Origin of the sequence: Micromonospora sp. NPDC049114 (assembly GCF_040648635.1) — a bacterium.
Taxonomy (GTDB): domain Bacteria; phylum Actinomycetota; class Actinomycetes; order Mycobacteriales; family Micromonosporaceae; genus Micromonospora.
In genome coordinates, this window is sequence record NZ_JBEZEA010000008.1 from 52,081 (window position 1) to 76,254 (window position 24,174).

General features: G+C 73.0%; 23 protein-coding genes. 11 read left to right on the top strand and 12 right to left on the bottom strand.

The window, feature by feature from the left end; all coding sequences use genetic code 11:
- Positions 1 to 46 precede the first annotated feature (46 nt).
- From AB0B39_RS22210 to AB0B39_RS22220, 3 genes are all read left to right on the top strand, one after another.
- Positions 47 to 1,066 carry an acetylxylan esterase gene (locus AB0B39_RS22210; protein WP_357489844.1) on the top strand — a complete coding sequence of 340 codons (1,020 nt, stop codon included), beginning with the start codon at positions 47 to 49 and terminating at the stop codon, positions 1,064 to 1,066.
- An 84-nt stretch (positions 1,067 to 1,150) separates the two neighbouring features.
- Positions 1,151 to 2,002, top strand: a complete 852-nt coding sequence (locus AB0B39_RS22215) for a M15 family metallopeptidase (RefSeq protein WP_357575242.1) — start codon at positions 1,151 to 1,153, stop codon at positions 2,000 to 2,002.
- 50 nt (positions 2,003 to 2,052) lie between these two features.
- A complete protein-coding gene (locus tag AB0B39_RS22220; protein ID WP_357489848.1) occupies positions 2,053 to 2,559 on the top strand; it encodes a DinB family protein in 507 nt (168 codons plus the stop codon).
- Positions 2,560 to 2,567: 8 nt separating this feature from the next.
- Here the strand turns inward: AB0B39_RS22220 and AB0B39_RS22225 are convergent, their stop codons facing one another.
- Positions 2,568 to 3,755: a spore photoproduct lyase family protein gene (locus AB0B39_RS22225; protein WP_357575243.1), complete on the bottom strand. Its 1,188-nt coding sequence runs from the start codon at positions 3,753 to 3,755 to the stop codon at positions 2,568 to 2,570.
- Between the two features lie 160 nt (positions 3,756 to 3,915).
- Between AB0B39_RS22225 and AB0B39_RS22230 the strand changes: the two genes are divergently transcribed.
- The 3 genes from AB0B39_RS22230 to AB0B39_RS22240 all read left to right on the top strand — a co-directional run bounded on the left by AB0B39_RS22230 (position 3,916) and on the right by AB0B39_RS22240 (position 7,597).
- Complete coding sequence (locus tag AB0B39_RS22230; protein WP_357575244.1) at positions 3,916 to 5,232, top strand: RICIN domain-containing protein; 1,317 nt, start codon at positions 3,916 to 3,918, stop codon at positions 5,230 to 5,232.
- Between the two features lie 21 nt (positions 5,233 to 5,253).
- On the top strand, positions 5,254 to 5,715 hold the full coding sequence (locus AB0B39_RS22235; RefSeq protein WP_357489854.1) for a hypothetical protein: 462 nt from the start codon (positions 5,254 to 5,256) through the stop codon (positions 5,713 to 5,715).
- Between the two features lie 682 nt (positions 5,716 to 6,397).
- The gene (locus AB0B39_RS22240; protein ID WP_357575245.1) at positions 6,398 to 7,597 is read left to right on the top strand and encodes an RtcB family protein; all 1,200 of its coding nucleotides are present in this window, start codon (positions 6,398 to 6,400) and stop codon (positions 7,595 to 7,597) included.
- A gap of 46 nt (positions 7,598 to 7,643) precedes the next feature.
- On the opposite strand, the gene AB0B39_RS22245 is transcribed toward AB0B39_RS22240, so the two are convergent.
- From AB0B39_RS22245 to AB0B39_RS22270, 6 genes are all read right to left on the bottom strand, one after another.
- Positions 7,644 to 8,438 (bottom strand): maleylpyruvate isomerase family mycothiol-dependent enzyme, encoded by a 795-nt coding sequence (locus AB0B39_RS22245; protein WP_357489856.1) that lies wholly within the window; start codon positions 8,436 to 8,438, stop codon positions 7,644 to 7,646.
- A 106-nt stretch (positions 8,439 to 8,544) separates the two neighbouring features.
- Positions 8,545 to 10,038, bottom strand: coding sequence for an MFS transporter (locus tag AB0B39_RS22250; RefSeq protein ID WP_234588210.1), 1,494 nt, complete (start codon positions 10,036 to 10,038; stop codon positions 8,545 to 8,547).
- Between the two features lie 33 nt (positions 10,039 to 10,071).
- A complete protein-coding gene (locus tag AB0B39_RS22255; protein ID WP_357489858.1) occupies positions 10,072 to 10,683 on the bottom strand; it encodes a TetR/AcrR family transcriptional regulator in 612 nt (203 codons plus the stop codon).
- A 157-nt stretch (positions 10,684 to 10,840) separates the two neighbouring features.
- Positions 10,841 to 11,794: a Gmad2 immunoglobulin-like domain-containing protein gene (locus AB0B39_RS22260; protein WP_357575246.1), complete on the bottom strand. Its 954-nt coding sequence runs from the start codon at positions 11,792 to 11,794 to the stop codon at positions 10,841 to 10,843.
- Positions 11,791 to 13,260, bottom strand: coding sequence for a HAMP domain-containing sensor histidine kinase (locus AB0B39_RS22265; RefSeq protein WP_357575247.1), 1,470 nt, complete (start codon positions 13,258 to 13,260; stop codon positions 11,791 to 11,793). Before AB0B39_RS22265 ends, AB0B39_RS22260 begins: the two co-directional genes overlap by 4 nt.
- Before the next feature lie 13 nt (positions 13,261 to 13,273).
- Entirely contained in the window at positions 13,274 to 13,954 is a 681-nt protein-coding gene (locus AB0B39_RS22270; RefSeq protein ID WP_357489864.1) for a response regulator transcription factor, read from the bottom strand.
- Between the two features lie 231 nt (positions 13,955 to 14,185).
- Here AB0B39_RS22270 and AB0B39_RS22275 point away from each other — a divergent pair, with 231 nt between their 5' ends.
- On the top strand, positions 14,186 to 14,551 hold the full coding sequence (locus AB0B39_RS22275) for an L-rhamnose mutarotase (protein WP_357575248.1): 366 nt from the start codon (positions 14,186 to 14,188) through the stop codon (positions 14,549 to 14,551).
- Here the strand turns inward: AB0B39_RS22275 and AB0B39_RS22280 are convergent.
- Together AB0B39_RS22280 and AB0B39_RS22285 are read right to left on the bottom strand one after the other, a co-directional pair.
- A complete protein-coding gene (locus AB0B39_RS22280; protein WP_357575249.1) occupies positions 14,548 to 15,498 on the bottom strand; it encodes an NADP-dependent oxidoreductase in 951 nt (316 codons plus the stop codon). The genes AB0B39_RS22275 and AB0B39_RS22280 overlap by 4 nt on opposite strands.
- A gap of 99 nt (positions 15,499 to 15,597) precedes the next feature.
- Entirely contained in the window at positions 15,598 to 16,236 is a 639-nt protein-coding gene (locus AB0B39_RS22285) for an HD domain-containing protein (protein ID WP_357575250.1), read from the bottom strand.
- A gap of 271 nt (positions 16,237 to 16,507) precedes the next feature.
- Here AB0B39_RS22285 and AB0B39_RS22290 point away from each other — a divergent pair, with 271 nt between their 5' ends.
- Positions 16,508 to 17,482, top strand: coding sequence for a GlxA family transcriptional regulator (locus AB0B39_RS22290; protein ID WP_357575251.1), 975 nt, complete (start codon positions 16,508 to 16,510; stop codon positions 17,480 to 17,482).
- Between the two features lie 90 nt (positions 17,483 to 17,572).
- On the opposite strand, the gene AB0B39_RS22295 is transcribed toward AB0B39_RS22290, so the two are convergent.
- Positions 17,573 to 18,136, bottom strand: coding sequence for a hypothetical protein (locus AB0B39_RS22295; RefSeq protein ID WP_357575252.1), 564 nt, complete (start codon positions 18,134 to 18,136; stop codon positions 17,573 to 17,575).
- A gap of 222 nt (positions 18,137 to 18,358) precedes the next feature.
- Between AB0B39_RS22295 and AB0B39_RS22300 the strand changes: the two genes are divergently transcribed.
- Positions 18,359 to 19,015 carry a hypothetical protein gene (locus AB0B39_RS22300; RefSeq protein WP_357575253.1) on the top strand — a complete coding sequence of 219 codons (657 nt, stop codon included), beginning with the start codon at positions 18,359 to 18,361 and terminating at the stop codon, positions 19,013 to 19,015.
- A gap of 27 nt (positions 19,016 to 19,042) precedes the next feature.
- On the opposite strand, the gene AB0B39_RS22305 is transcribed toward AB0B39_RS22300, so the two are convergent.
- Positions 19,043 to 19,894, bottom strand: coding sequence for a DUF3152 domain-containing protein (locus tag AB0B39_RS22305; RefSeq protein ID WP_357489876.1), 852 nt, complete (start codon positions 19,892 to 19,894; stop codon positions 19,043 to 19,045).
- 141 nt (positions 19,895 to 20,035) lie between these two features.
- Here AB0B39_RS22305 and AB0B39_RS22310 point away from each other — a divergent pair, with 141 nt between their 5' ends.
- Together AB0B39_RS22310 and AB0B39_RS22315 are read left to right on the top strand one after the other, a co-directional pair.
- Positions 20,036 to 20,536, top strand: a complete 501-nt coding sequence (locus AB0B39_RS22310; RefSeq protein ID WP_234589143.1) for a SigE family RNA polymerase sigma factor — start codon at positions 20,036 to 20,038, stop codon at positions 20,534 to 20,536.
- Positions 20,533 to 21,291 (top strand): hypothetical protein, encoded by a 759-nt coding sequence (locus AB0B39_RS22315; protein ID WP_357489879.1) that lies wholly within the window; start codon positions 20,533 to 20,535, stop codon positions 21,289 to 21,291. Before AB0B39_RS22310 ends, AB0B39_RS22315 begins: the two co-directional genes overlap by 4 nt.
- An 18-nt stretch (positions 21,292 to 21,309) precedes the next feature.
- On the opposite strand, the gene AB0B39_RS22320 is transcribed toward AB0B39_RS22315, so the two are convergent.
- Positions 21,310 to 24,147, bottom strand: coding sequence for an ATP-binding protein (locus AB0B39_RS22320; RefSeq protein ID WP_357575254.1), 2,838 nt, complete (start codon positions 24,145 to 24,147; stop codon positions 21,310 to 21,312).
- Positions 24,148 to 24,174: the final 27 nt, after the last annotated feature.

Genomic DNA, 24,174 nt, shown 5'->3' on the forward strand with positions numbered 1-24,174 from the left:
CGTTCGGCTGAGTTGCGGAAATATTCCGGAAATTGCGGGGGGCGCCATGCACACGGACCTGCCCGAGGCGCAGCTACGCGAGTACCGCGGCGTGGTGCGGGACCCGGCCGACTTCGACGAGTTCTGGGCCGACACCCTGGCGCAGGCCCGCGACGCCACCTGGCCGGTCCGGCTCGAACCCGTGGTGACCGGCCTGAAAGCCATCGACGTGTACGACGTGACGTTCCCCGGGTTCGCCGGTCAGCCCGTCCGGGCCTGGCTGCGGGTGCCGCACGGCGCCGGCACGGCGCTGCCGACCGTCGTGCAGTACGTGGGCTACGGCGGCGGGCGCGGACACGCGCTGGAGAACCTGCTCTGGGCGTCGGCCGGGTTCGCCCATCTGCAGATGGACACCCGGGGGCAGGGCTCGGGCTGGAGCCGGGGCGTCACGGCGGACCCGGGCGCCGCCGGCCCGGAGGCGCCCGGCGTGGCGACGCGGGGCATCGCCGATCCCCGCACCTACTACTACCGGCGGTTGATCGCCGACGCGGTCCGGGCGGTGGACGCGGCCCGGACCCTGCCGATGGTCGACCCGACCCGGGTGGCGGTGCTCGGGCACAGCCAGGGTGGCGCGCTGGCGCTCGCGGCCGGCGCGTTGGCGCGCGGTGTGCGGGCCGTGGTCGCCCTCGTGCCGTTCCTCTGCGACATTCCGCGTGCCGTGGTGGTCACCGACGCCCACCCCTACCGGGAGATCCGCGACTACCTGGCGATCCACCGGGACGCCGAGGAGCGCGTGTTGTCCACCCTGTCGTACGTCGACGGCGTCAACTTCGCCCGACGCTGCCGCCGGCCGGCCCGCTACTCGGTGGCGTTGATGGACGACATCGTGCCGCCGTCGGGGGTCTACGCCGCCCACAACGCCCACGCCGGGGCGACGGAGCTGTCGGTGTGGCGGTACAACGGCCACGAGGCCGGCGGGATCGACGACGACGAGGCGGCCCTGCGCTTCCTCGGCGCGCACCTGGTCGAAACCCCCGACCCGGCGCCGGCCATTGCCGATCCGGCTCCGGTCCCGGCCGGCGGTTGAACGGGCTCGCCGCGGCCGGCTGTTGATCCGGCGCGCGGCACCTGCCGCTGCTGATAGACAGGACGGGTGCGCAGGTCAGGGTGGGTGAGCGGCGGCGTCGTGCTGGCGCTCGTCGCGGTGCTCGGCGGCTGCTCGCATCCGCAGCCGCGTCCGGGCCCGGCGGCCCCGCTCCCGCCGACGGCGAGCCCCGTACCGTCGTCGGTGACCCCGACCCCGACCCCGACCCCGACGGCGACCGGCGGGTTGCCGGGCTTCGTGGTGCTGACCGACGTCGACCCGCGCATCCACGCCGACATCCGCTACGCCACGGCGCACAACTTCGTGGGCCGGCCGATCGCCGGTTACCCCGAGCCGCTGTGCCTGCTCACCCGCCAGGCGGCCGAGGCGCTGCGCCGGGTCCAGGACGCCGCGCTGGCCGGCGGCCACAGCCTCAAGGTGTACGACTGCTACCGCCCGCAACCGGCGGTCGACGACTTCGTCGCCTGGTCGAAGCGCCCCGGCGAGCAGCAAACCAAGGCCGAGTTCTATCCGGACCTGGCCAAGGACCGGCTCTTCGCCGACGGTTACATCGGAGCGCCGACCGCCCACAGCCGGGGCAGCACGCTGGACCTCACGCTCGTCGACGAGCCACCCGCCGACCAGCCCGCGTACGTCCCGGGGCAGCGGTTGGTCCCGTGCACCGCGCCGGCGGGACGGCGCTTCGCCGACAACAGCATCGACATGGGCACCGGGTTCGACTGTTTCGACGTCCGGGCGCACACCGACGATGCGCACGTCACCGGCACGGCACGGGACAACCGGCAGTTGCTGCGACGGTTGATGACCGCCGCCGGGTTCGTCAACTACGACCGCGAGTGGTGGCACTACAGCCTCCGCGACGATCCGCACCCGCGCACGTACTTCGCCGCGCCGGTGGCCCGCTCCTCGGTCGGCTGACGCGTGGCCCGACACCACCGCCGGCGGCACCGTCCGGCATGATCACGTCAATGACCACCGAACGGATCGGCCCCCCGCTCACCGGCGACGAGCGCGAGACGCTGCGCGCCTTCCTCGACTTCCACCGGGCGACGCTGGCCCTCAAGTGCGCCGGCCTCACCGACGAGGAGTTGCGCCGGCGGTCCATGCCGCCGTCCACGCTGTCCCTGCTGGGCCTGGTCCGGCACATGGCGGAGGTGGAACGTGCGTGGTTCCGACGGGTCATCGACGGCGAGGACATCCCCCTGGTCTGGTCGGAGACCGGCGACTTCCAGCAGGCGTACGACGCCAGCGCTTCCACCCGGGCCGAAGCGTTCGACGCCTGGGAGCGCGAGGTCGAGCACGCCCGCCGGATCGAGCGGGCAGCCGCGTCGCTCGACGTGACCGGCCACAACGCCCGCTCCGGCGAGACCGTGTCGCTGCGGCTGGTGATGCTGCACCTGATCCACGAGTACGCCCGGCACAACGGGCACGCCGACCTGCTGCGCGAAGGTGTCGACGGCACCGTCGGCGTCTGAGGGGCGCGTCAGGTCCAGTAGAGGATGCGGCAGGCCGGGACCCGGGCGGTCAGCTCGTCGGTGAACCAGCTCCGCAGCTCGGCCATCGTGTCGCGGGGGTAGACGTACTTCACCGCGCCGAACCTGCCGTGTTTGCGGCTGCGGGCCTCCTCGTCCATCTCCAGACGGGTGCGCGGGTACCAGCCGAGCAGCACCTCCTTGCTGCCCGGTGTGAACCGGTGGGTGATCAGCTCGGCGGTCAGGTCCAGCTCCGGGACCCCGTCGACCGCCGCGCGGACCTGGTCCAGCAGGTCGCCGTAGCGTTCCCGCCAGTCGGGCAGCGCGATGATCGGCGCGATGGTCAGCCCGACGGGGTAGCCGTCGAGCGCGAGCCGGCGCAGCGCGGCGAGCCGGTCCGGCACCCGCGCCGTGCCGCCCTCGAACCGTTCGCTGACCGGGGCGCAGTTGACGCTGAACCGGACCCGGGTGCGGCCGTGGTGGGGCAGCCCGACGAAGGTGTCCACGTCGGCGTACTTGGTGGTCCAGCGCAACTGCACGGGCGCGTCCCACTCGGCGAAGTGCTGCACCGCCCGCCGCCAGCTGCCGGTCAGGTGTTCCAGCGCGAGGGGGTCGGTGTAGCAGGACGCCTCGAAGGTGGTGCCCTCGTCGGCGCGGCGCGCGTTGCGGCTGGTCACGGTGCCGCGCCCGGCGTACGGGGCCAACCCGGCCAGGATGTCGTCGAGGTCCGCGTACACCCGGGTCACCGGCGGGCCGGAGAGCGAACCGGCGAGGTAGCAGTACTGACAGTGCGCCGGGCAGCCCTCGGCGAGATCGACGCGCCAGTCGGCGCTGGGGGCGATGGGTTGCAGGACGCGCCGCGACGGCGGGCTCACGACGATCGCCATGGTCGCCTTGGCGCGGGCGTACGTCTCGGAGTCGGTCTGCCCCCGTACGCCGGTGAGCCGGTTCGACCGCAGCCGTTCCACCTCGATGCCCAGCGCCCGCACCCGGTCGACGATCCGCTGCCCGTGCGGGTGTTCCAGGGCGGCCGGGGTGGCCACCACCCGGCCCGGGGTCCAGCGGCGTGCCGGTTTCGCAGGCGGGGCGAGCCCGGTCAGGTCCCGGGTCGGCACCCGCTCGCCGCTGGCGTCGTGCGGCGCGGCGGGCAGGTCCACGGCGAGCGGCCGGTCGACGTCGACGGCGTCCGGGCTGGTCATCCGGCCGGGGTACCCGCTGCCGCAGGAATCCCACCCGATCGGGCCGGCGGCGATTGACGCACTGGGCGGCACGGCATAACCTTTCGTCTATCTGTAAACCTTGTGAACAGATAGTTCACGTCGACGCGGCGGCGCGCGTCCCGACCGAAGGGACGATCAGGTGATCGCAGAACTTCCCTCCCGTACCAGAAGGATCCTGTCGGTTTTCGTCGCCCTCGTCGTCGCCGTGACCGCCGGCCTCGGCCTCGGCGTCGCGCGCAGCGCGCAGGCCGCGCCGACGTTCAAGGTTCTGGCCTTCTACAACGGCACCTGGGACGCCGCGCACATCGACTTCGACCGGGACGCGCGCGCCTGGTTCCCGCAGGCCGCCGCCCAGTACGGCTTCTCCTGGGAGGCCACCACCAACTGGGGCCTCTTGAACACCGCGAACCTGGCCCAGTACAAGGTCATCATGTTCCTCGACGACGCGCCGCCCGCCGCGCAGCGGCCTGCCTTCCAGCAGTACATGCAGAACGGTGGGGCGTGGATGGGCTTCCACGTCAGCGCGTTCACCACCGACCCGTCGAGCTGGAGCTGGTACTACAACACCTTCCTCGGTTCGGGCTCGTTCCAGACCAACACCTGGGGACCGACCCGCGTCACGATGCGCGCCGACAACCGCACCCACCCGGCCACCCAGGGGCTCCCGGCGACCTTCGCGTCGTCGATCAGCGAGTGGTACTCCTGGAGCAACGACCTGCGCCAGAACCCGGACATCGACATCCTGGCCTCCGTCGACCCGTCCAGCTTCCCGGTCGGCACGGACCCCAACCAGTCCTGGTACGGCGGCTACTACCCGCTCGTGTGGAGCAACAAGCGCTACAAGATGCTGTACGCCAACTTCGGGCACAACGCGATGAACTACAGCACCAACACCGGGCTGTCCTCCACCTTCGACAGCCCGCAGCAGAACAAGCTGCTGATCGACGGTCTGCACTGGCTCGCCGGCACCGGCACGGCGCCCACCCCGACGCCCACTCCGACGGGCACCGCCGGCCCGATCTCGCCGACCGCCTGGCACACGGTCGTCAACCGGGGCAGCGGCAAGTGCGTGGACGCGCGGGCCGCCGGCACCGCCAACGGCACGGCCATCCAGCAGTACGCCTGCAACAGCAGCGCCGCCCAGCAGTACCAGTTCGCCCCGACCAGCGGCGGCTACCTGCGCGTCAACAACCGCGGCAACAGCGCCCAGGTGCTCGACGTGACCGACCGGTCGACCGCCGACTCGGCGCCCATCCAGCTCTGGTCCTACAGCGGCGGCAACAACCAGCAGTGGCGGGCCGAGTCCGAGGGCGGCGGCTACTACCGGCTGGTCAACCGCAACAGCGGCAAGTGCCTGGACGTGCCGGGAGCCTCCACCGCGGACAGCGTCCAGCTCATCCAGTACACCTGCAACGGCACCGCGGCGCAGTCCTTCCGGCTGGTGTCTGTGTCATAGCGTCGCCGTACCCTCTGCGCCATGGCGATTCCCGACCTGGTGCCGATCGCGCACGAGCCCGACTACCGCACCAGCACCATCGGTCGGTACGACAAGGGTCAGTTCTTCGGCTCCGTCACCGCCACCCTCAGCGACGGTGGCGGAGCCGACGACGACTGGTACCGCCACAAGCGGTGGTACGCGGTGCTGCACCGGTTCGACGCCGACGGCGTGCACACCGACTCCGACATCTGGTTCGCCGGCACCAGCGAGACCGAGGACGCCTCCATCGACCGGGCCAGGGCTCGCCTCGCCGAGTGGCTGGACGCGCTGCCCGGCCGCGTCTTCGCAGACATCGCCATCGGGCCGTTCCAGATCGAGGTCGACGGGCACACCTTCGGGCTGGTCGACTGGTCCGAGGAGTACGACGGCGACGACCACGCTGAGTTCCTCCCCGACGACCTCGGGTTCGATCCGCCCTGGGACGGCTGCTACGACACCTGAGCCCCGCTCGGCGGCCCGCCCCCACGCCCCCTGGTGCGTGCCCTGTCGAGCTGCCCCACGAACGGGGCAGGCAAGCGAGCGCACGTGTCGGTGTCGTGACCGCCGTCGACCGTGGGCGTGACCGCCGTCGGTCGTTTGCGGTGTCGCGACCGCCGCGGGCGGTGCTTCCTCCGGCTGGCCTCGGTGGAAGCACTGCCCCATCTACCTCCGCCTGGCCTCGGTGGGAAGCACCGCCCCATTTACGGGGCAGCTCGACAGGTCGCGAGAGTGACCCCCGGGGCCAGACCACGGCCAGTCGCGCGGGCGCAATATCCTTTGCGGACAGCTCCTGCCCCGCCTACCGTCATGCGCAGTACGGCCGAGCACACCCCCGGGGAGCACGCCATGTCGCAACGCACAGCCACCGACGCCACCTGGCGCAGGCCAGGTAGCGGCGCCGGTGCCGCGTTGCGGTCCGCCGCGTCGTACGACTGTCTCGGCCGGCCCGCGCAGGGGCGGCCCCAGGATCGGTGCCAGGGGCGGCGACTTCGCTGACGCCACACGCGTCAGGCGTGGCCGCCCACCCCCTGCGGGTTGGCGGCCCTTTTCCTATCCGACGAACTTTCGCGCCTGTTCATGGTGGCGCACGATCATTTCCGGTCATCATCAACGATTGGTGCCGGTCTGAAACAAGGAGACCACGATGGGATTCACCCCCCTCGCCGGCACTCGGGCGCCCGTCCGGGTCTGGACCGACCCGTACGCCATCGAACCGCAGGCCGCGAAGCAGCTGCGCAACATCGGCGCGCTGCCCTGGGTGCAGGGCGTCGCCGTCATGCCCGACGTGCACTTCGGCAAGGGCGCCACGGTCGGCTCGGTGATCGCCATGCGACAGGCCGTCTCGCCGGCCGCGGTCGGCGTCGACATCGGCTGCGGCATGTCGGCGGTGCGTACCTCGCTGACCGCCGCCGATCTGCCGGACGACCTGGCCAGGCTGCGCTCCGCGATCGAGGCCACCATCCCGGTGGGTTTCGCCCAGCGGCAGGAGGCGGTCAACCCGCGCCGGGTCCGTGGCCTGGAGCAGGCTGGTTGGGACGACTTCTGGAGTCGGTTCGCCAGCCTGGACCGGCGGGTGGCGCAGCTGGAGACCCGGGCCCAGCGGCAGCTCGGGACGCTCGGCGGCGGCAACCACTTCATCGAGGTCTGCCTGGAGCAGGGCGGCGCCGACGAGGGCCGGGTCTGGCTGATGCTGCACTCCGGGTCGCGCAACATCGGCAAGGAGCTGGCCGAACGGCACATCGGAGTGGCCCGCAAGCTGCCGCACAACGTCGACCTGCCCGACCGGGACCTGGCGGTGTTCCTCGCCGGAACGCCCGAGATGGACGCGTACCGGCGGGACCTGTGGTGGGCGCAGGAGTACGCGCGGCGCAACCGGGCCGTCATGCTGGCCCTGCTCTGCATTGTGGTGCGCGAGCACTTCCCGCAGGTCGGCTACGACGAGCCCATCAGCTGCCACCACAACTACGTGTCCGAGGAGAGCTACGACGGGGTGGAGGTGCTGGTCACCCGCAAGGGCGCGATCCGGGCCGGCCGAGGCGACCTGGGCATCATCCCCGGGTCGATGGGCACCGGGTCGTACATCGTGCGGGGCCGGGGCAACCCGGACGCGTACTGCTCGGCGTCGCACGGCGCCGGCCGTCGGATGTCGCGGGCGCAGGCCAAGCGGACGTTCAGCACCGACGACCTGGCGGCGCAGACCGCCGGCGTCGAGTGCCGCAAGGACGCCGGGGTGGTCGACGAGATCCCCGGCGCGTACAAGGACATCACCGAGGTGATGGCCCAGCAGGAGGACCTGGTCGAGGTGGTCGCGCACCTCAAGCAGGTCGTCTGCGTCAAGGGCTGACGGGGTACGCGCGGGCCGGGAGCACCGGCCCGCGCGGCGTCCCGTTCTAGAAGCCGACGAAGACCCGGCGCAGGTCTTCCAGGGTCAGCAGCGAACCTGTCACCTGCACCCCGTCCGGCGTGTAGCGCGGCCCGAGCCGGCCGGTCACCAGCCGCAGCCACGCCTCGGCCGGCAGGGACAGCTCGCCGTCGGACTGCTCCGGCGCGTCGGTGAGCGTGATCTGCTCACCCAGTCGCAGCCCGAACGTGCGCTCCGGGTCCCGCAGCCGAACCAGCAGGGTGGCCTCCCGGCCGGCCAGCTCCTGCGGCCGGCTCGTCCAGCCCAGCATGCCGCCGATCTGCTCGATCAGCAGCGGCACCGCCTCCGGCGTCACCGCCGCGTACTGGTTGAACGCCACCTCGGTGTCCCACTGGTGCAGAGCGAACTCGCTGAGCCGGAACCGGGCGGCGGTGGCCACGTCCACCGGCTCCGGCAGGAAACCGAGGTTGATCCGCAACGTCGAGCGGGTGTCGGCGTCCAGCGCCTCGTACGCCTCGACCAGCCGCTGGTTGGACTCCAGGAAGCCGGCCGCGTGCTCCTCGGGGGACATGGCGTCCCAGCGCTGCCAGACGGTGCGGTTGAAGTCGCCGTCCGGGGTGGGCTTGCCCTCGATGGCGGCGGTCAGACCGGCGAGGCCGATCTCCGCGCCGCTGCCGAGGTGACTCAGCACCTGGGAGACCTGCCACTCGCTGGCACCCGAGGGGCGGCGCAGGTCGTCTTCCTTGAGGTCGCGCACGAGCGCGGCAAGCTCCTCGTGGCCCGCCCGTAGCGCGTTGATGATCTGGTCGGCAGCCGTGGACATGTGTCTCCTCAACGGATCTTCGACGATGGTCGGGACGCTACCGGACGAGTGTGCCGGCCGGGCCGCTCCCCGGTCAGGAGCGGCCCGGCCGGCCGTGTCGTCCGGCTCAGCCCATGTGCACTGTGTTGCCGGTGGGGATGTCCTCCTTGCGCACCTTCACCAGGACCAGGGTGGCCAGCCCGGCGAGCACGATCAGCGCCGCGCCCCAGGCGAACGCCACGCGGTAGCCGTGCACGAGCGCCTCGACCTGGGTGATCGGGTTCGGCGCCCGGCCGACCAGGTACGCGGCCACCGCGCTGGTGTAGAAGGTGTTCAGCAGGGCGGTGCCCAACGAGCCACCGATCTGCTGCGTCGCGTTCAGCGTCGCGCTGGCCGCTCCGGCGTCGTGCTCCGGCACCCCGACCAGCGCGAGGCTGGACAGCGGCACGAAGGTGAAGCCGAGGCCCATGCCGAGGATGACCTGGGCGGGCAGCAGGAGGGTGAGGAACGAGGTGTCCACGTCGATCTGGGTGAGCGTCAGCATCGCCACGGCGGCCAGCACGGCGCCGCCGACCATCAGCGGCTTGGCGCCCACCTTCGGCATGAGCTGGCTGGCGCCACCCGCGGCGATCAGCACGCCCGCCGTGACCGGCAGGGACGCGAGCCCCGCCTCAAGGGGCTTGTACTGCAGGACCACCTGGAAGTAGAAGGTGAGGAAGAGGAACGCCCCGAACAGGCCGGCGCCGATCAGCGTGGAGGCCAGGTACGCCCCACCCCGGTTGCGGTCCAGGATGATCCGCAGCGGCAGCAGCGGGTGGTTGGAGCGCAGCTCGATCATCACGAAGGCGGCCAGCAGCACCACACCAGCGGCGATGAAGCCGAGCGTCGCGGTGGCGTCCCAACCGTCCTCGGCGGCCTTGGTGAAGCCGTACACCAGGGAGACCAGGCCGGCGGTGACGACTACCGCGCCGGGCACGTCGTAGCGGGTGTTGCCGTGCGCCCGGCTCTCGGGCACCAGCGGGAGAGCGAAGGCGATCGCGATGGCGGCGACCGGGATGTTGACAAGCAGGCACCAGCGCCAGTCGGCGTACTCGGTCAGCACGCCGCCGAGCAGCAGCCCGACCGCGGACCCACCGCCGGCGATCGCGCCGTACACGGCGAACGCCTTGGCCCGCTCCGTGGCCTCGGTGAACAGCACCGTGAGCAGCGCCAGCGCGGCCGGGGCGAGCAGCGCGCCGAAGGCGCCCTGCAACGCGCGGGCGGCGAAGAGCATCTCGCCGGTGGTGGCCAGACCGCCCAGCGCGGACGCCAGCGCGAAGCCGACCATGCCGACGATGAACGTGCGCTTGCGACCCCAGTAGTCGGCGATCCGGCCGCCGAGCAGGAGCAGACCACCGAAGGCCAGCGTGTACGCGGTGATCACCCACTGCCGGTTCGCGTCGGTGATCCCCAGGTCCGACTGGGCCTGAGGGAGCGCGATGTTCACGATCGTGGCGTCCAGGACGACCATCAGCTGTGAGACCGCGATGACCGCCAGCGCGATCCAACGCCGCGGGTGCGGCGTGCCTGTCGACGTCCCGGCGCCGGGTGCGCCGGGGGCTGTCGAGGTGGTTCCGGGCATGGTGAAGCCTTCCGTGGTGCGGATGTCGATGGATCAGGCCTGGGACGGGCGGTCGTGCTGGTAGCGGAGCACCGGGATCAGCACCTGGTCGACGACCTGGATGAGGAACGAGTCGTCGGCGGGCAGGCCGTGCGCGACGACGCGGGACATGGTGAGCGCGGGCGCCAGGTCGTGGAACAACTCCCGTTCACCGGCATCCGGGGGGATCTCCCCACGGGCGGCGGCGCGGACGAGAATGGCGGTGCTGGCCACCCGCCCGGCGGGCAGCACCTGGTGGCGTACCAGGCGTTCCAGCTCCGGGCTGGTCCGCATGGCGAACGTCAGCGCCTGCATCAGGTCGCAGTCGGCGACGCAGATGGCGGCGGTGGCACGCAGCAGTTCGATCAGGTCGCCCCGCAGCGAGCCGGTGTCGGGTGGGCTGTGCACGCCGACCTGACGGTCGCGCAGGGCGGCGACCACCAGCTCGGCCTTGCCGTCCCACCGCCGGTAGATGGTGGCCTTGCTCACGTGTGCGCGGGCGGCGACGGCGTCGATGGTCATCCGGTCGTAGCCGACCTCGCGCAGCAGGTCGATCACCACGGCGAACAGGTCGCTGGACGTGCAGCGCGCGGCCCGAGCGGCCGGCACCCCGACGCCCGCGCTCACCTGCCGACCATCCAACACTCGACGACCCCCCGCGAAACGATGTCGTACTGACCCTAGTTCGTTGCTGGCCGTTCCTGCAGGCTTTTATGAGCTGCGTCGCACCCGGTGGACGAAACGATTACGTTTCCGCCGCACTGCGGGCGGATGAACCCCGTGGTCAGCTCCCGCTGGGGGCGAGGATCACCGGCACGGCCACGGTGTTGACCCGGGCGCCGTCGCGCGCGGAGACCTCGTACACCTCGATCGTGCCGTGCTGCTCGCGGGCCGTGCGCCAACCGACCACCAGCCGGTACGCGCCCCGGCAGCCACTGCCGCAGCTGGCGGTGCCGAAGCCGGTGGCCACCTCCCGGCCGGCGGCGTCCAGCACCCGGATGCTCACCGTGGCCTCGAACACGTCGGCGGTGCCGGTGACGGTGAGCGGGGCGCTGACCCGGTCGCCGACGCTCGGTGCGGTGACCACGATCGGCGCGAGCAGGTCCGGATAGTCGGCCCGGCCGAGCGCCGCGCCGCCACCGAAGCGGACCAACCGGACGGTGGGGAACTGGGTGAGCGTCCACACCACCTGCGCCTCGCGCAGCCGCCGACGCTGCGCCGCGTCGTCGCCGGGCGCGACAGGACCGAGCGTCGCCACGCCGTCGGTGATCCGGGTGACCTCGACACCGGCCGGCAGCAGGGTGACCATTCCGGTGGCGGCCTCGGCCGGCGTGGGCCCGGCGGCCAGTTCGGTGAGCGCGAGCCGGGACGTCGTGACGGTGGCCGGCCGGGTGCGCCGGGTGGGGACGAGCAGGCCGTTTCGCACGTACCACAGCTCGATCGTCACCGGGTCCGACCGGCGGGTGGCGGTGGCCGTCGGTGCCGGCGGCCGCGGCGCGGTGCGGGTGGCCGCCGGCGATGACGGTGATCCGGGCGGCGGGGTGGGCGCGGAGGTCGGGCGTCCGGCGGGCGGCGCGCTCGGCGGCGGCGCGGTGGGTGCCGCGCCCAGGACGCCGGAGCGGGGCGTGCCGCACCCGCCGACCAGGAGCACCGCGACCAGCACGGGCACGCCGACCGCGTGCCAGCGCGCTCGGATCGCGCCGTGCCAGCGCGCTCGGACCGCGCCGCGCCGGTTCACCCGGCACCGCCCGTCGGGTCGGCGGTCGCCGCTTCGGCGTCCCCGTCGGGGCTCTTCGCGGGGCGTGGCACGCCGCCGGTCGGCCCGGGCGGGCCGTGGGCCGGCAGCTCCAGACGGAACCGGGCACCTGCGCCCGGCGCGCTGCGGACGCTCAGCACCCCACCGAGCAGGGCGGCGTGTTCCCGGGCGATGGCCAGGCCGAGGCCACTGCCGGGCGCGGAGCGCGAGGCGTCGACCTTGTGGAACCTGTCGAACACGTGCGCCAGGTGCTCGGCGGGGATGCCCGGCCCCTGGTCGGTGACGTCGAAGACGACGAGCGCGCCCGCCCCGGTCACGGTCGCCCGGATCTCGCCGCCGCCGTGCTCGACCGCGTTGGTGACCAGGTTGGCCAGGACACGCTCCAGGCGACGCGGGTCCGTGCGCAGCGCGACCGGGTCGCCGGTGACCAGCACGCGGTCCGACCAGCCGCGCGCCGCGACGATCCTGCGCAACAGCGCCGGCGCGTCCACCGGCTCGACGTTCGGCAGTTCCCGACCGGCGTCCAGCCGCGAGACCTCCATCAGGTCCTCGACCAGGCGGCGCAGCCGGACCACGTCGCCCACCAGCAGCCGCGCGGCCGGCCGGGCGTCGTCGGGCAGCCGGTCCAGCTGCTCGCGCAGCAGCGACGCCGCGGCCACCAGGGCGGTCACCGGGGTACGCAGCTCGTGCGCCACATCGGCGGTGAACCGCCGCTCCCGGGCCTGGGCGGCCGACAGGGCGGCGATCTTCGATTCCAGCGCCTCGGCCATCTCGTTGAACGACGCCGCCCAGACGCTGAACTCGTCGCGCCCGTGGACCGGCAGGCGGGTGGCGAGCAGCCCTTCGGTGAGTGCTCGGGCGGCGCGGCTCGCCCGACCGACCGGCTCCAGGGTGCGGCGGGCCAGGAGATGGCCCACCCCGGCGGCGACCAGCACGACGAGCACCCAGCCGGCCAGCAGCGCGGTGCGTACCTCACCCAGATCGGTGGCGATGTCGTCCTCCACGGTGATCACGTACAGCTCCGCGGTCGAGCCGGGGATGCGTCCGCCGACCACCAGCAGCCGGGGTCGCTGCTCCGGTGCCGAGCGCTGGTAGGCGAGCTGCCCGTCGGCGACCGAGGCCCGCAGTCGCGTGCCCAGGGCGGGGGCGTACGCGGGATGGGAGGCACGGGTCGGGCCGTCGACGAGGACGACGTGCCGCCCGCTGCCCTCGAAGCTGGCGAGCAGTTCGGTGCCGCGTTGCTCGGTCAGGGGCAGGAACTCACCGGCGAGCAGGAGTTGGTAGCGCGCGTCGGCGGCGGCCTGGCGCAGCGAGGCGTCCAGCCAGGACTGCCGCAGCACCACTGCCGCCCCACCGGCGAGCAGGCCGGCGGACACCCCGGCGACCAGCACGAACGCGATCGTCAGCCGGCGCCGCAGGCGGCCCGGCGCCACCGCTCGTCCGGCCATCGCCGACCTCCCGTCAGAGCGTGGACAGCTTGTAGCCGGCGCCGCGTACCGTGCGGATGCGCAGTGGGTGCGCCGGGTCGTCCTCGACCTTGGCGCGCAGGCGCTGCACCGCCACGTCGACGAGCCGCGAGTCGCCCAGGAAACGGTGGTCCCAGACCAGGTCCAGCAGCAGTTCGCGGGTGAAGACCTGGCCGGGCCGTCGGGCCAGCTCCAGCAGCAGACGGAACTCGGTGGCGGTCAGGGTCACCTCCCGTCCACCGCGGCGTACGACGAAGCCGCCCGGATCGATCTCCAGGTCGCCGACGGCGATGGTGGGTGAACCGGCCGGAGCGCTCGCCCGTCGCAGCACCGAGCGGACCCGCGCCACCAGCTCCGGCAGGTCGAAGGGTTTGCGCAGGTAGTCGTCGGCCCCGCATTCGAGGCCGACCACCACGTCGAGCGTGTCGGTGCGGGCGGTCAGCATGAGGATCGGCACCTGGCTCGTTCGCCGGATCTCCCGGCAGACCTCCAGGCCGTCCAGGCCGGGCAGCATGACGTCGAGCACGATCGCGTCGACCGGGTGTGCCCGCCAGGCCATGAGCGCCTGCCGCCCGTCGACGGCGGTGTCGACCCGGAAGCCGGCGCGACGCAGACCGAGGGCGGTGACCTCCCGGATGGAGGCGTCGTCCTCGACCACCAGCACGCGGCCCTCCACCACCTGAGGGTAGACCCGTCGCGACGCTGCGCAGCCCTGGCGAAACGGTCGGTGTCGGCGGCCCGGTCGGTCCCGGTACGGCATCGGTCGCCCTCGACCTCCGGCGGGTGATCCTCGATCTTGGCTCCGGCTACCATCGGGTCGCCAACCGCACCAACGCGATGGTCGTCGATGGCCGATCCGCACCGGGCCGTCGCCACCGCGTGACCAGTTCACCTGAGAGGACACGACGTGCAACGTCATGGCTGCGTGATCCGGCTCCGTCCGGAGCACCGGGAGACCTACCTGCGCCTACACGCCGAGGTCTGGCCCGGCGTCGAGAAGACGCTGCGCGAGGCGAACTTCCGCCACTACACCATCTTCCTGCACGGCGACCTGCTCTTCGGCTACTACGAGTACGTCGGCGACGACTATGAGGCCGACCTGCGGTACATCGCCGCCGACCCGAAGACGCAGGAGTGGTGGACGTTGACCGACCCGTGCCAGGAATCGCTCGCCGAACCCGGCTCGGGGGACTGGTGGGCCCCGATGCGGGAGGTCTGGCACCTGACCGACGAGGCGGCCGGGGAGGCGCCCGAGCAGACCCCGGCGGACTAGCCCTCCGTGGTCGGGTGCGGCATCCCCTGCTCCTGCGTGACCTGGATGATCGTCTTGCCGGGGGTGCGGCGCTGACGGACGAACGCCGAAGCCGCCTCGGAGAGCGGCCGTACGGCGCTGACGATGGGCTTGAGCCGCCCGGCCCGGACGCGGTCGGCGAGGTCGGCCAGCCGGACGCGATCGGGTTCGACGACGAAGAAGATGGCACGCCCATCCTTCGGCTGGACGGTGGGCGGCGTGGCGATGGTGACGAGGGTGCCGCCGGGGCGGACCAGTTCGGTCGACCGCCGGAGGATCTCGCCGCCGATGACGTCGAGCACCACGTCCACCTCGCCGACGTCCCGCAGGTCGTCGGCGTCCAGGTCGACGAAGGCCCGCGCGCCGAGGCTGAGGGCCAGATCGCGGTCGTCGGCCCGGCCGGTGCCGATCACGTGCGCGCCCACCTCCCGCGCGAGTTGGATGGCGATCGTGCCGACGCCGCCCGCCGCGCCGTGGATGAGGACGGTCTGGCCGGTCGTGAGGTGGGCGTGGTCGAACAGCGCCTGCCATGCCGTCAGGCCGGAGATGGGCAGCGCCGCAGCCACGGTGTGGTCGATGTCGGCCGCGAGCGGAGCGAGGTTGCGAGCCTCCACCGCGGTGTATTCGGCAAGCGATCCGTCGCGCGCCCAGTCGGTCAGTCCGAACACCCGCTGGCCCACGGTGAGGCCGGTGGTTCCGTAGCCGAGCCCGACCACGACCCCGGACACCTCGTGCCCGGGGACGCTGGGCGTCCGGTCGCGGCCGGCGCGATCGGTCCACGTCGCCGGCCAGTCGAGCTCTCCGGGTGTGAAACCCGCGGCGTGCACACGCACGATGACGTCGTTCTCCGCGGCGTGGGGGTAGGGCAGGTCGGTGAGGGTGAGCCCGCCGACGCCCGCGTCACGGTCGCGCACGGTGATCGCTTGCATGGTCCATACCTTTCAAGAGAATGTCGTCGCTGTCGCCCGGCGATGCGGGCCCAGCGCCGGGGCCGACGGGTGACGCCGACCGCGTGAGCCCGCGTCCGGTCAGCTCGGCCAGGGTGAGCCGACGATGCGCTCGACAGTCGTCACGCGCCCAAGTCCGGGGATGAAGTGTTCGAGGATGTCGGAGTTCACGGTGCCGTTCGTGGTGTCGGGGCGGTTCTTCAGCCCGTCGAACTGCGCTTGGAGGAACTCGTTCTTGAAGTCCCCACGGGGATGAACGGCGAGGATCTCGTCCAACTGGTCGCGGTCCAGCCCGTCCAGGCCGAGGCCGAGCACGTCGGTCAGGACGCCGAGGTAGGTGGTGGCGATCTCCGGGCCCATCCGGTCGGGGATGCCCGGTGTGGTGTGCAGCGCGATCGCGGTCCAGACGGTCTCGGCGGCGGCCGTGGAGAACCCCCGCTCCAGGAGGAATGCGCGCGCGTGGTCGGCGCCGTCGACCTCGAAGCGCTGTTCGACGTCGGAGAACGGTGTCAGCAGACCGCTGTCGTGGAACATGGACGCCACATAGAGCAGCTCCGGATCCGGTTGCACGCCAAGCCTGCGCGCGTGCGTCAGGCCGAAGAGAAAGACGCGTCGGGAGTGGTGGTAGATGAGCGGTCCGGTCGTCTCCCGGATGTGCCTGGTCGCTTCGGCGACCGCCGCCGTATCGGGAATCTCCAACCCCGCGATGACCTCTGACATGCCCTCTGACCCTCCCGGCGCTGTCCGCTGACGTCCTTGTGGCCTCCATGCTGCCCACCGATCGTCGTGCGGTGCCGCCCTCATCCGGCCAGGAACCACTCACATCCGGACCGGGCGTCGCGGGGGATCGACCAGAGCGCCGGTCGCCGTTCGATACGTCGCAGATCAGCAGATCACGCCACGGGCGTCCGCACCCGGGGATATCGCAAGGTGAGCGACGCCTCCAGGAGGATCGCCGTCATCTCCGGTAATGGCGTGCTACCAATACCCGGTGTCCCTGCCGCCCCACCGCGTCGCGATCTTCGTCTACGACGGAGTGACGCTGCTGGATGTCGCGGGTCCGGCGGAGGTGTTCAAGGAGGCGAACCGCTTCGGCGCCGACTACCGGATCGTGCTGCTGTCGCCGACCGGCGCGGACGTCACGTCGAGTCTCGGGGTGCGGATCGCCGTCGACGGGGCCGTCTCCTCGGAGCCGGCCTTCGACACGCTACTGGTGGCCGGGTCCGACCACTATCCGCGCGCCCATGTTCCCGCCGACCTGGCCGAGGCCGCACGCCGGCCGGCGGCGGTGGCCGGACGGGTCGCATCCATCTGCACCGGGGCGTTCGTCCTGGCCGCCGCCGGCCTCCTGGACGGCAAGCGCGCCACCACGCACTGGAAGGTCGCGCACGAGCTCGCCGCCCGGCATCCGACCAGCCGTGTCGAGCCCGACGCGATCTACGTGCGCGACGGCACCACGTACACCTCGGCAGGGGTGACGGCCGGCATCGACCTGGCGCTCGCTCTCGTCGAGGAGGACCACGGGCCCGACCTGGCGCGCGACGTCGCACGCGCCCTGGTGGTGTACATGCAGCGCGCGGGCGGCCAGTCCCAGTTCTCCGCGCCGCTGCAGGGGCCGCCGCCCCGCTCGCCGGCACTGCGGCGAATCGCCGACCTGGTGACGGCGAACCCCCGCGGGCGCCACACGCTCGGCGAACTCGCCAAACACCTCAACGTCAGCACCCGGCACCTCACCCGGCTCTTTCACGACGAGCTGTCCACGACCCCGGCCCGCTACGTGGAGAACATCCGATTCGACCTGGCCCGGGCGCTCCTCGACCAGGGCCACACCGCGACACAGGCCGCGACCCTCGCCGGGTTCCCCAGTTACGAGAGCATGCGTCGGGTCTTCGCCAGGAAGCTGTCGATCAGCCCCGCCGCCTACCAACGACAGTTCAGCACGGCTCGCCGCCCCCACGCGGGTTAGTGCCCGGCGCCGGCGGGGCTGCGGACGATCCCGCCTGGCCGCCCGCCTCGGACGGGCGGACGGCCAGGCGAACCGCCCCACCGACTCCGCTCACCACTGGTGGGCGACGTCCAGCACGATACGACTGTGTGTGCCGGGGCCGGCGAGCGTGAACGTGCGGAACGGCAACCGGGCCCGTACGCCTACCGCGAAGGTGCTGTAGCCCTCGAAACTGCCGCCGAAGACGACGTCGCGCAGCGTTGCGCAGCGCAGCAGGTTCGCGACGTGCTCGCCGACCGCGTAGGGCACGGTGCCCTGGTGTTCGGCGTCGTACGCCGGGGCCCGCAGCGAGACCCGCAGCAGCGCGCTCCCGGCGGTGTACGGGCTCAGCGCCAGCCCTTCGCCCTCGGTCCACGTCTCGCCGTAGCCGACCGCGTAACCGTCGACCGGGCCGGCGAACTCGAACACCACCCGGTCGTAGCAGTCGTGCTGCCCGGTCCGTACGTCGACCAGCGGGGCGTCGCTCAGCGCGCCGGCTGACTTCTCCGCGCTGCCCCAGGTGATCCCGCAGGACGCCGACCCGGTAGTGGTGCCGGCCGCGGTGCTGCTGCCCGCGCTGGCGACCAGGCCGGCGAGGACGACCGCCAACGCGGTGAGAGTGCTCCTGATCCTCATGGTGATCTCTCCACTCGATGCCGGGGCCACGTCGCGGCGGCGTTGCCGGTGACCCTCTGCCGTCACCGTCGTCGTGCCACGGCACGCGAGCTTCGCCGCGGCGTAACCACCGGGTAACAGTGGCCGACGGCCGGCCGTCACCGCCCCCGGCGTGGCCGTGTCACCCACGCCGTCCCGCAACGCGGTACTGTGCCTGGCAGTCGACACTTTCGAGGTGGACCCGTGCCTACCGTCGTCGTCCTCGCGCTGACCCTCGCCCTCGCGCCCGCGCCGTCCCCGTCGGCCACCTCGGGCCCGGTCGGCGACCTCCTCGGCGGCGTCGGCCGGATCGTCGACGATCTCCTCGACGGCCGTCGGGCGCCGAGCGCGACACCGACGCCGACGCCGGGCGTCACCCCCACCGCGACGTCCGCGCCGACCCGGCCGCCAGCGACCGCCCAGCCGAGCCCTACCGCGCCGGGTGCGACCGCCGCGCCCGCCGGGACGTCGGCCGGTGTCCGGGCTCCGGCCGCCCCCGGCCGCCCGGCCGGTGGCGCCGACGCCCGCGATGCCGCCGGGCCCGTGCGTACCGTCGACACCCCGGCGCCCGAGGTCCCGCCGGCGCTCGCCAGCCCCGCCCGCCGTGGCTGGCCGCCGGTTTCCTACCTGCTGGTCGCGGCCGTCCTGGCGGTGCTGGCACTGCTGCTCCTGCGTCGCCGCGCGTCCGACCCCACGACCGTTGCAGCGTCGGATCCCGGTCCCGCGCCGGATCCCGACCCGAGGCCGGAACCCGACCCCGGGCCGGACAATGTCCGCCGCCTGCCGACCAGCCTCAACGCCATCTACGAGCTGGGTCGGCTGGACGAGCGGCTTGAGCAGGAACGCGGCCGCCGCACCTGACGTACGGCGGCCTCCCGGTCGTCGGGTTCACGGCGCCGCGTAGGCGCCCTCGCGTCGGGGGATCCCGTCGTCGTACGCCCCGATCGGCCCGCGGTAGCGGACCGTGCCGTTCGGGTACGGCCAGGCCCCGGCGCGGCACCCGTGCAGGCCCAACGTCTGCTGCTGCATCACCGGCGCCGGCCGGCCCCGCCCCGGGCAGCGCTCGTGACCGAACCCGAGTTTGTGCCCCACCTCGTGATTGACCATGTACTGCCGATAGGTGGCCAGGCTCGCGCCGTAGTTCGGAACCCCCATGACCCAGCGCGCCACGTTCAGGACCACCCGGGCGCCGTTGCGGCACGACGTGTAGCCGTCCGGCACGTCCTGGCAGAGCGTGTCGCGGGTGCCCGGGGTCGCCAGGTAGATCGTGAAGTCGACGGGTTCGTTCGCGCCGACCCGGCGCAGCCGCCACGTCCCGTCCGCCGTCCACCCGCGTGGGTCGTTCAACGTCGCGGAGATCGCCGTGGCGATGTCGCCCGCCCGCAGGCCGCGGATGTCGCGCTCCACGGCGACCCGGTAGCGCAGCAGGCTGCCGGTGCTCCCGCCTCCACCCGTCGTCTCGGCTGCGGCCACCGACCAGCGGTTGCTGCCGGTGGCGGGATAGCTGACCGGCACCACAGTGGGTGTGGCCGCCTCGACGCCGCCGCTGCCGGCCACTCCCGCCGTCCGTCCCGTCGCGGCCGGTGCTGGCGAGGACAGGCCGGCGGGGTCCGGTCCGCTCGCGGCGCCACCGGCCGATCCGTTCCCGGCGGCCGGCCGGCCACACCCGGTGACCAGCGCCACGACCAGCAGCAACACCACCGGGGACAGATGTCCCCGACGGGTAGCCTTCGTCGACATGTTTCTCTCCCCTCGCGTGCCGGTCCACGGCGACGCGGGAGAGAAGACGGGTGAGCCCGCCGGAAGGTTGACGTCGCGAGGACTCAACCTTCGCGGGCCCTCGCCCGTCTGAAAAGGGTGTGGCACGGGGGAGGGTTCGCGGTGGCGCGGGGTGACGCGGAGTTCGTCGAGTTCGCGCGCGCGGCGTCCGCGCGGCTGGTGCACGCCGCGTTCCTGATGACCGGCGACCACCACCAGGCCGAGGACGCCGCGCAGACCGCGCTGGTGCGCACCTACGCGTCGTGGTCGCGGATCCACGACGACGACGCCTACGGGTACGCGCGTCGCACCCTCGTCAATCACCTGGTGGATCGGTGGCGGCGGCCGATGCGGGAGTACCCCACCGAGGAGGTGCCGGAACAGCGGCGCGGCGACGTGGCCGACGACGTGACCACCAGGGCCTGGCTGGTCACCATCCTCGGCGCGCTCAGCCCTCGCGAGCGTGCCATCGTCGTGCTGCGCTACTACTTCGACCTGCCGGAGGCGCAGGTGGCCCGGGAACTCGCCGTATCGGTGGGCACCGTCAAGAGCACCAGCTCGCGAGCCCTGGAGAAGTTGCGCACGGCGGCGCCGCGCACGGCCGACGAGGAGGCGCGTCGATGAGCGAGCTGGATCGGCTCCGTGACGCCATGCGGGCGACCGAGCGCCCCGACGCCACGCTCGACCTGGAAACCGTCATGCGTGCGGGCCGTCGGCTGCGGATCCGTCGACGGGTCGCCGGGGGCGCCGCGGCGACGGTCGTGGCGGGACTGGTCGGCGTCGCAGTGGTGGCGCTCAGCGCCCCCGGGCCGGGCGGTCCGGCGTCGACAGGCCCCGCACCGTCGGTCGCCGAGGCTCCGCCCTCGGCCGCCGCCTCGGCCTCGGCGTCGACGGCGAAAGAGCCCACGCCGCCGCCGACGGTGGCCCGCGGCGTGCCGGGTCCGAAGCCCCTGGGCCAGGTGATCGACACGGGAGTACAGCAGGGCACCGACCGTCGGGTCTACTACGTCGTCTCGGTGTCGGTGCCCGGCGTGCCCAAGGTGACCATCGGGTTGGCCGCCGGCCGTCGCGCCCCGGACGGCACGTTGCGCACGGACATCCTGGTCAACGATGTCGCGGGCGCCGACCGCCGGCCCGGGTTCCACCAGATCGGCTACGACGAGCGCTCGTCGGACGCGCCGGTGCCCACCTTCGGCTACTTCGTCGGCCCCGCCGAGCGGATCATCGGCACGGTGGACGGTCGGCAGGTCGATGCCCGGATGGCGCGCTGGAGCATGGACAAGCAGGTGGTGATCTTCTGGTTCGACCCGGCCACGCTCACTCCGGGGGAGCGCCTGGACGGCATCATCGCCCGTGACCGCGCGGGCCGTCGGCTCTGAGGCCCTGGCGGCGGTGACTCAGGCCGGGTCGGTCAGCGTCCGCTCGATGGTCACCGTCGTCCCCTCGCCGGTGGAGACCAGCCGCACGTCGCCGTACGCGTTCATCAACAGCGCGCCCCGGCCCCGGTCCATGGCCGGCCGACGGTCCCGCCAGGTGCCGAAGTCGCGCACCGAGATCCGGATCCGGTCGTCGCCCACCTGGAGCCGGACCCGCACCTCGGGGCGGCTGGGGCGTTGTGCGTGCTCGACGGCGTTGTTCATCGCCTCGGACGCGGCGAGCAGCAGATCCTCCACCACGTCCGGGTGGACGTCCAGCTCGTCCAACGCCAGCCGGACGTCCCGGCGCAGGGCAGCAGCCGAGGTGGGCACGGACGGGTACGTCCACTCCGCCGCCAGGATGTCGCCGAGCCCGTCGCCGGCCGCGTCGACCACCGACCCGCCGGCCGGCTCCCCACCAGCCGTTGCGGTGGTGGCGCGTGCGGTGGGCTCCGCCACCGGCGGGGCGGGCGCGACGGCGGTGGCCCCGGTGGATCGCGTCGACATCGGGGCGTCGAGCGCGCTCGGGCTGTCGTCGGCGGTCGTCGCGGTGGCGTCGTCGCCGGACGGGTCGGTGCGGGCGCGGCGGATGGCGGCCCGGATGCGGGCGATCAACTCCGCGGCGGCGAACGGCTTCACCAGGTAGTCGTCGGCGCCGAGGCTGAGGCCGACCACGCTGGCCTCCTCGCCGGCCCGGGCGGAGAGCACCAGCACCGGCAGCGCCCGGGTCGCCGGGTCGGCGCGCAGTCGGCGTACCAGGTCGAAGCCGTCCAGCACCGGCATCATCACGTCGGTGAGCAGGAGGTCCGGCGGCTCCCGGTGGATCGCGTCGAGGGCCTGCCGACCGTCGGTGACCGACCGGACGCGCCAGCCCTGACCGGCGAGCAGCCGACTCAGGTACGCGCGCATGTCGCTGTTGTCGTCGGCCACCAGGATCCGGGCACCGGCCAACTCGTCGGCGGCCGGGCCGGACGCCGCGGCGGGCTCGGCGATGCTGCCGCCCGGGTCGGCCAGCCATCCCGCCGCCTCCGACACGGCGGCGCGGGCCACGTCGCCCCGGCCGTTCGCTGCTGGCCCGGTCGTCACCGCGCGTCGGGCCGCCGACCACGGCAGGGCCACCGTGAAGGCGGTGCCGACACCCACCTGGCTGGTCACCCGGACCTCGCCGCCCTCCAGCCGGGTCAGCTCGTGGACCAGGGCCAGGCCGATGCCGGTGCCCTCGTGGCTGCGCGAGCGCGCGCCCTGCACCCGGTGGAAGCGTTCGAAGAGCTTTGGCAGGTCCGCCTCGGCGATCCCGATGCCGGTGTCGGCGACGGTGAGGCGTACCTCGTCGTGGTCGGCGTCCACGGCGACCCGGATGCGGCCGATGAACGTGTACTTCAGGGCGTTGGACAGCAGATTGGTGACGATGCGTTCCCAGTTGACCGGGTCGAGGGTGACCGGCCGGGGCAGTGGCGGGCAGTCGACCTCCAGAGCCAGGCCGGCCCGCTCGACGGCGGCCCGGAAGACGCTTGCCAGCTCCGCGGTGAGCGCGGCGAGGTCGACTTCGCGGGCGTCGCTGCGAGCCCGGCCGGCCTCCAGGCTGGAGAAGGTGAGCAGGCTGTTGACCAGGGTCAACAGTCGGGTGGCGTTGCGCCAGGCGGTCTCCACCCGCTCCCGCTGCCCGGGCGCCAGCGGCGCGGCGGTGTCGGCGAGCGCGTCGGCGAGCGGCCCGAGCATGAGGGTCAACGGCGTACGGAACTCGTGGCTGACGTTGGTGAAGAAGGTGGTCTTCACCCGGTCCAGTTCGGCCAGCGTCTCGGCCCGGCGGCGCTCCTGCTCGTACTCCTTGGCGTTGCGTACCGCCATGGAGACCTGTTGGGTCAGCAGTTGGTAGAAGGAGCGGTACGCCTCGTCCAGTTCCCGGTTGGGGCTGACGCCGGCCAGCAGGACGCCGAGCGGTTGGTCCTCGGCGGCCGAGGGCAGCGGCAGTGCCAGCGCGGCGGCTGTGGGATCGCCCCACGGGCCGGCGGGCAGGGTCAGCCGGTCCGCGACGCCGGTCACGTCGGTGGGGCGACCCTGCGCAGCGTCCGGGAGCGCCCAGGCGCGGGCCGCCGGGCCCGGGTCGGCCAGGTCGACGACGTCCGGCAGCGCCCCGGTCACCGCGGGGTGACCCGGGTCACCGCCCGCGCAGGCCGTCCGGCGCAGCACCGCGCCGTCGCGCAGGTAGATCGCCGCGAACGGCACGTCCAGCGGGTGGGCGCCGATCGCGTCGATCAGCCGGGCGCAGGTGGCGTCGACGTCGACGGTGCGCCCGTCGCCGCGCAGGCTCAGGTCGCGTAGCAGCCGCAGTCGCCGTTCGCCGACGACCTGCTCGGTGACCTCGCTGCACACCGTCAGCACGCCGACGGTGCGGCCGTCGTCGTCGCGGGCGGGGGCGTGCGAGACGCTGAAGTACGCCTCCTCGCGGTAGCCGGCGCGCTCCAGCAGCAGTTGCAGAGCGGGCACCCAGCTGGCCACGCCGGTCGTCATGGCCTGCTGGATGAGGGGGGCGAGGACGTCCCAGCCCTCGGCCAGGGTCACCCGTACGTCGTCGCCGAGCGCGGCGGGGTGTTTGTCGCCGATCAGGGCGGAGTACGCGTCGTTGTAGAGCTGGGAGAGGCGGTCGCCCCAGAGCAGGAGCATGGGGTAGCGGGAGGAGAGCACCACCCGCACGGCGGCCCGCAGGCTCTGCGGCCAGCCCGACACCGCCCCGAGCGGGGTGTCGGCCCAGTCCAGCTCGGCCATCAGCCGTCCGGTGTCACCGCCGTCGTCGAACAGGTCGGTGCGGGGTCGTGTCACGCTCGACCCGCCGTCATCGCTAAGCCC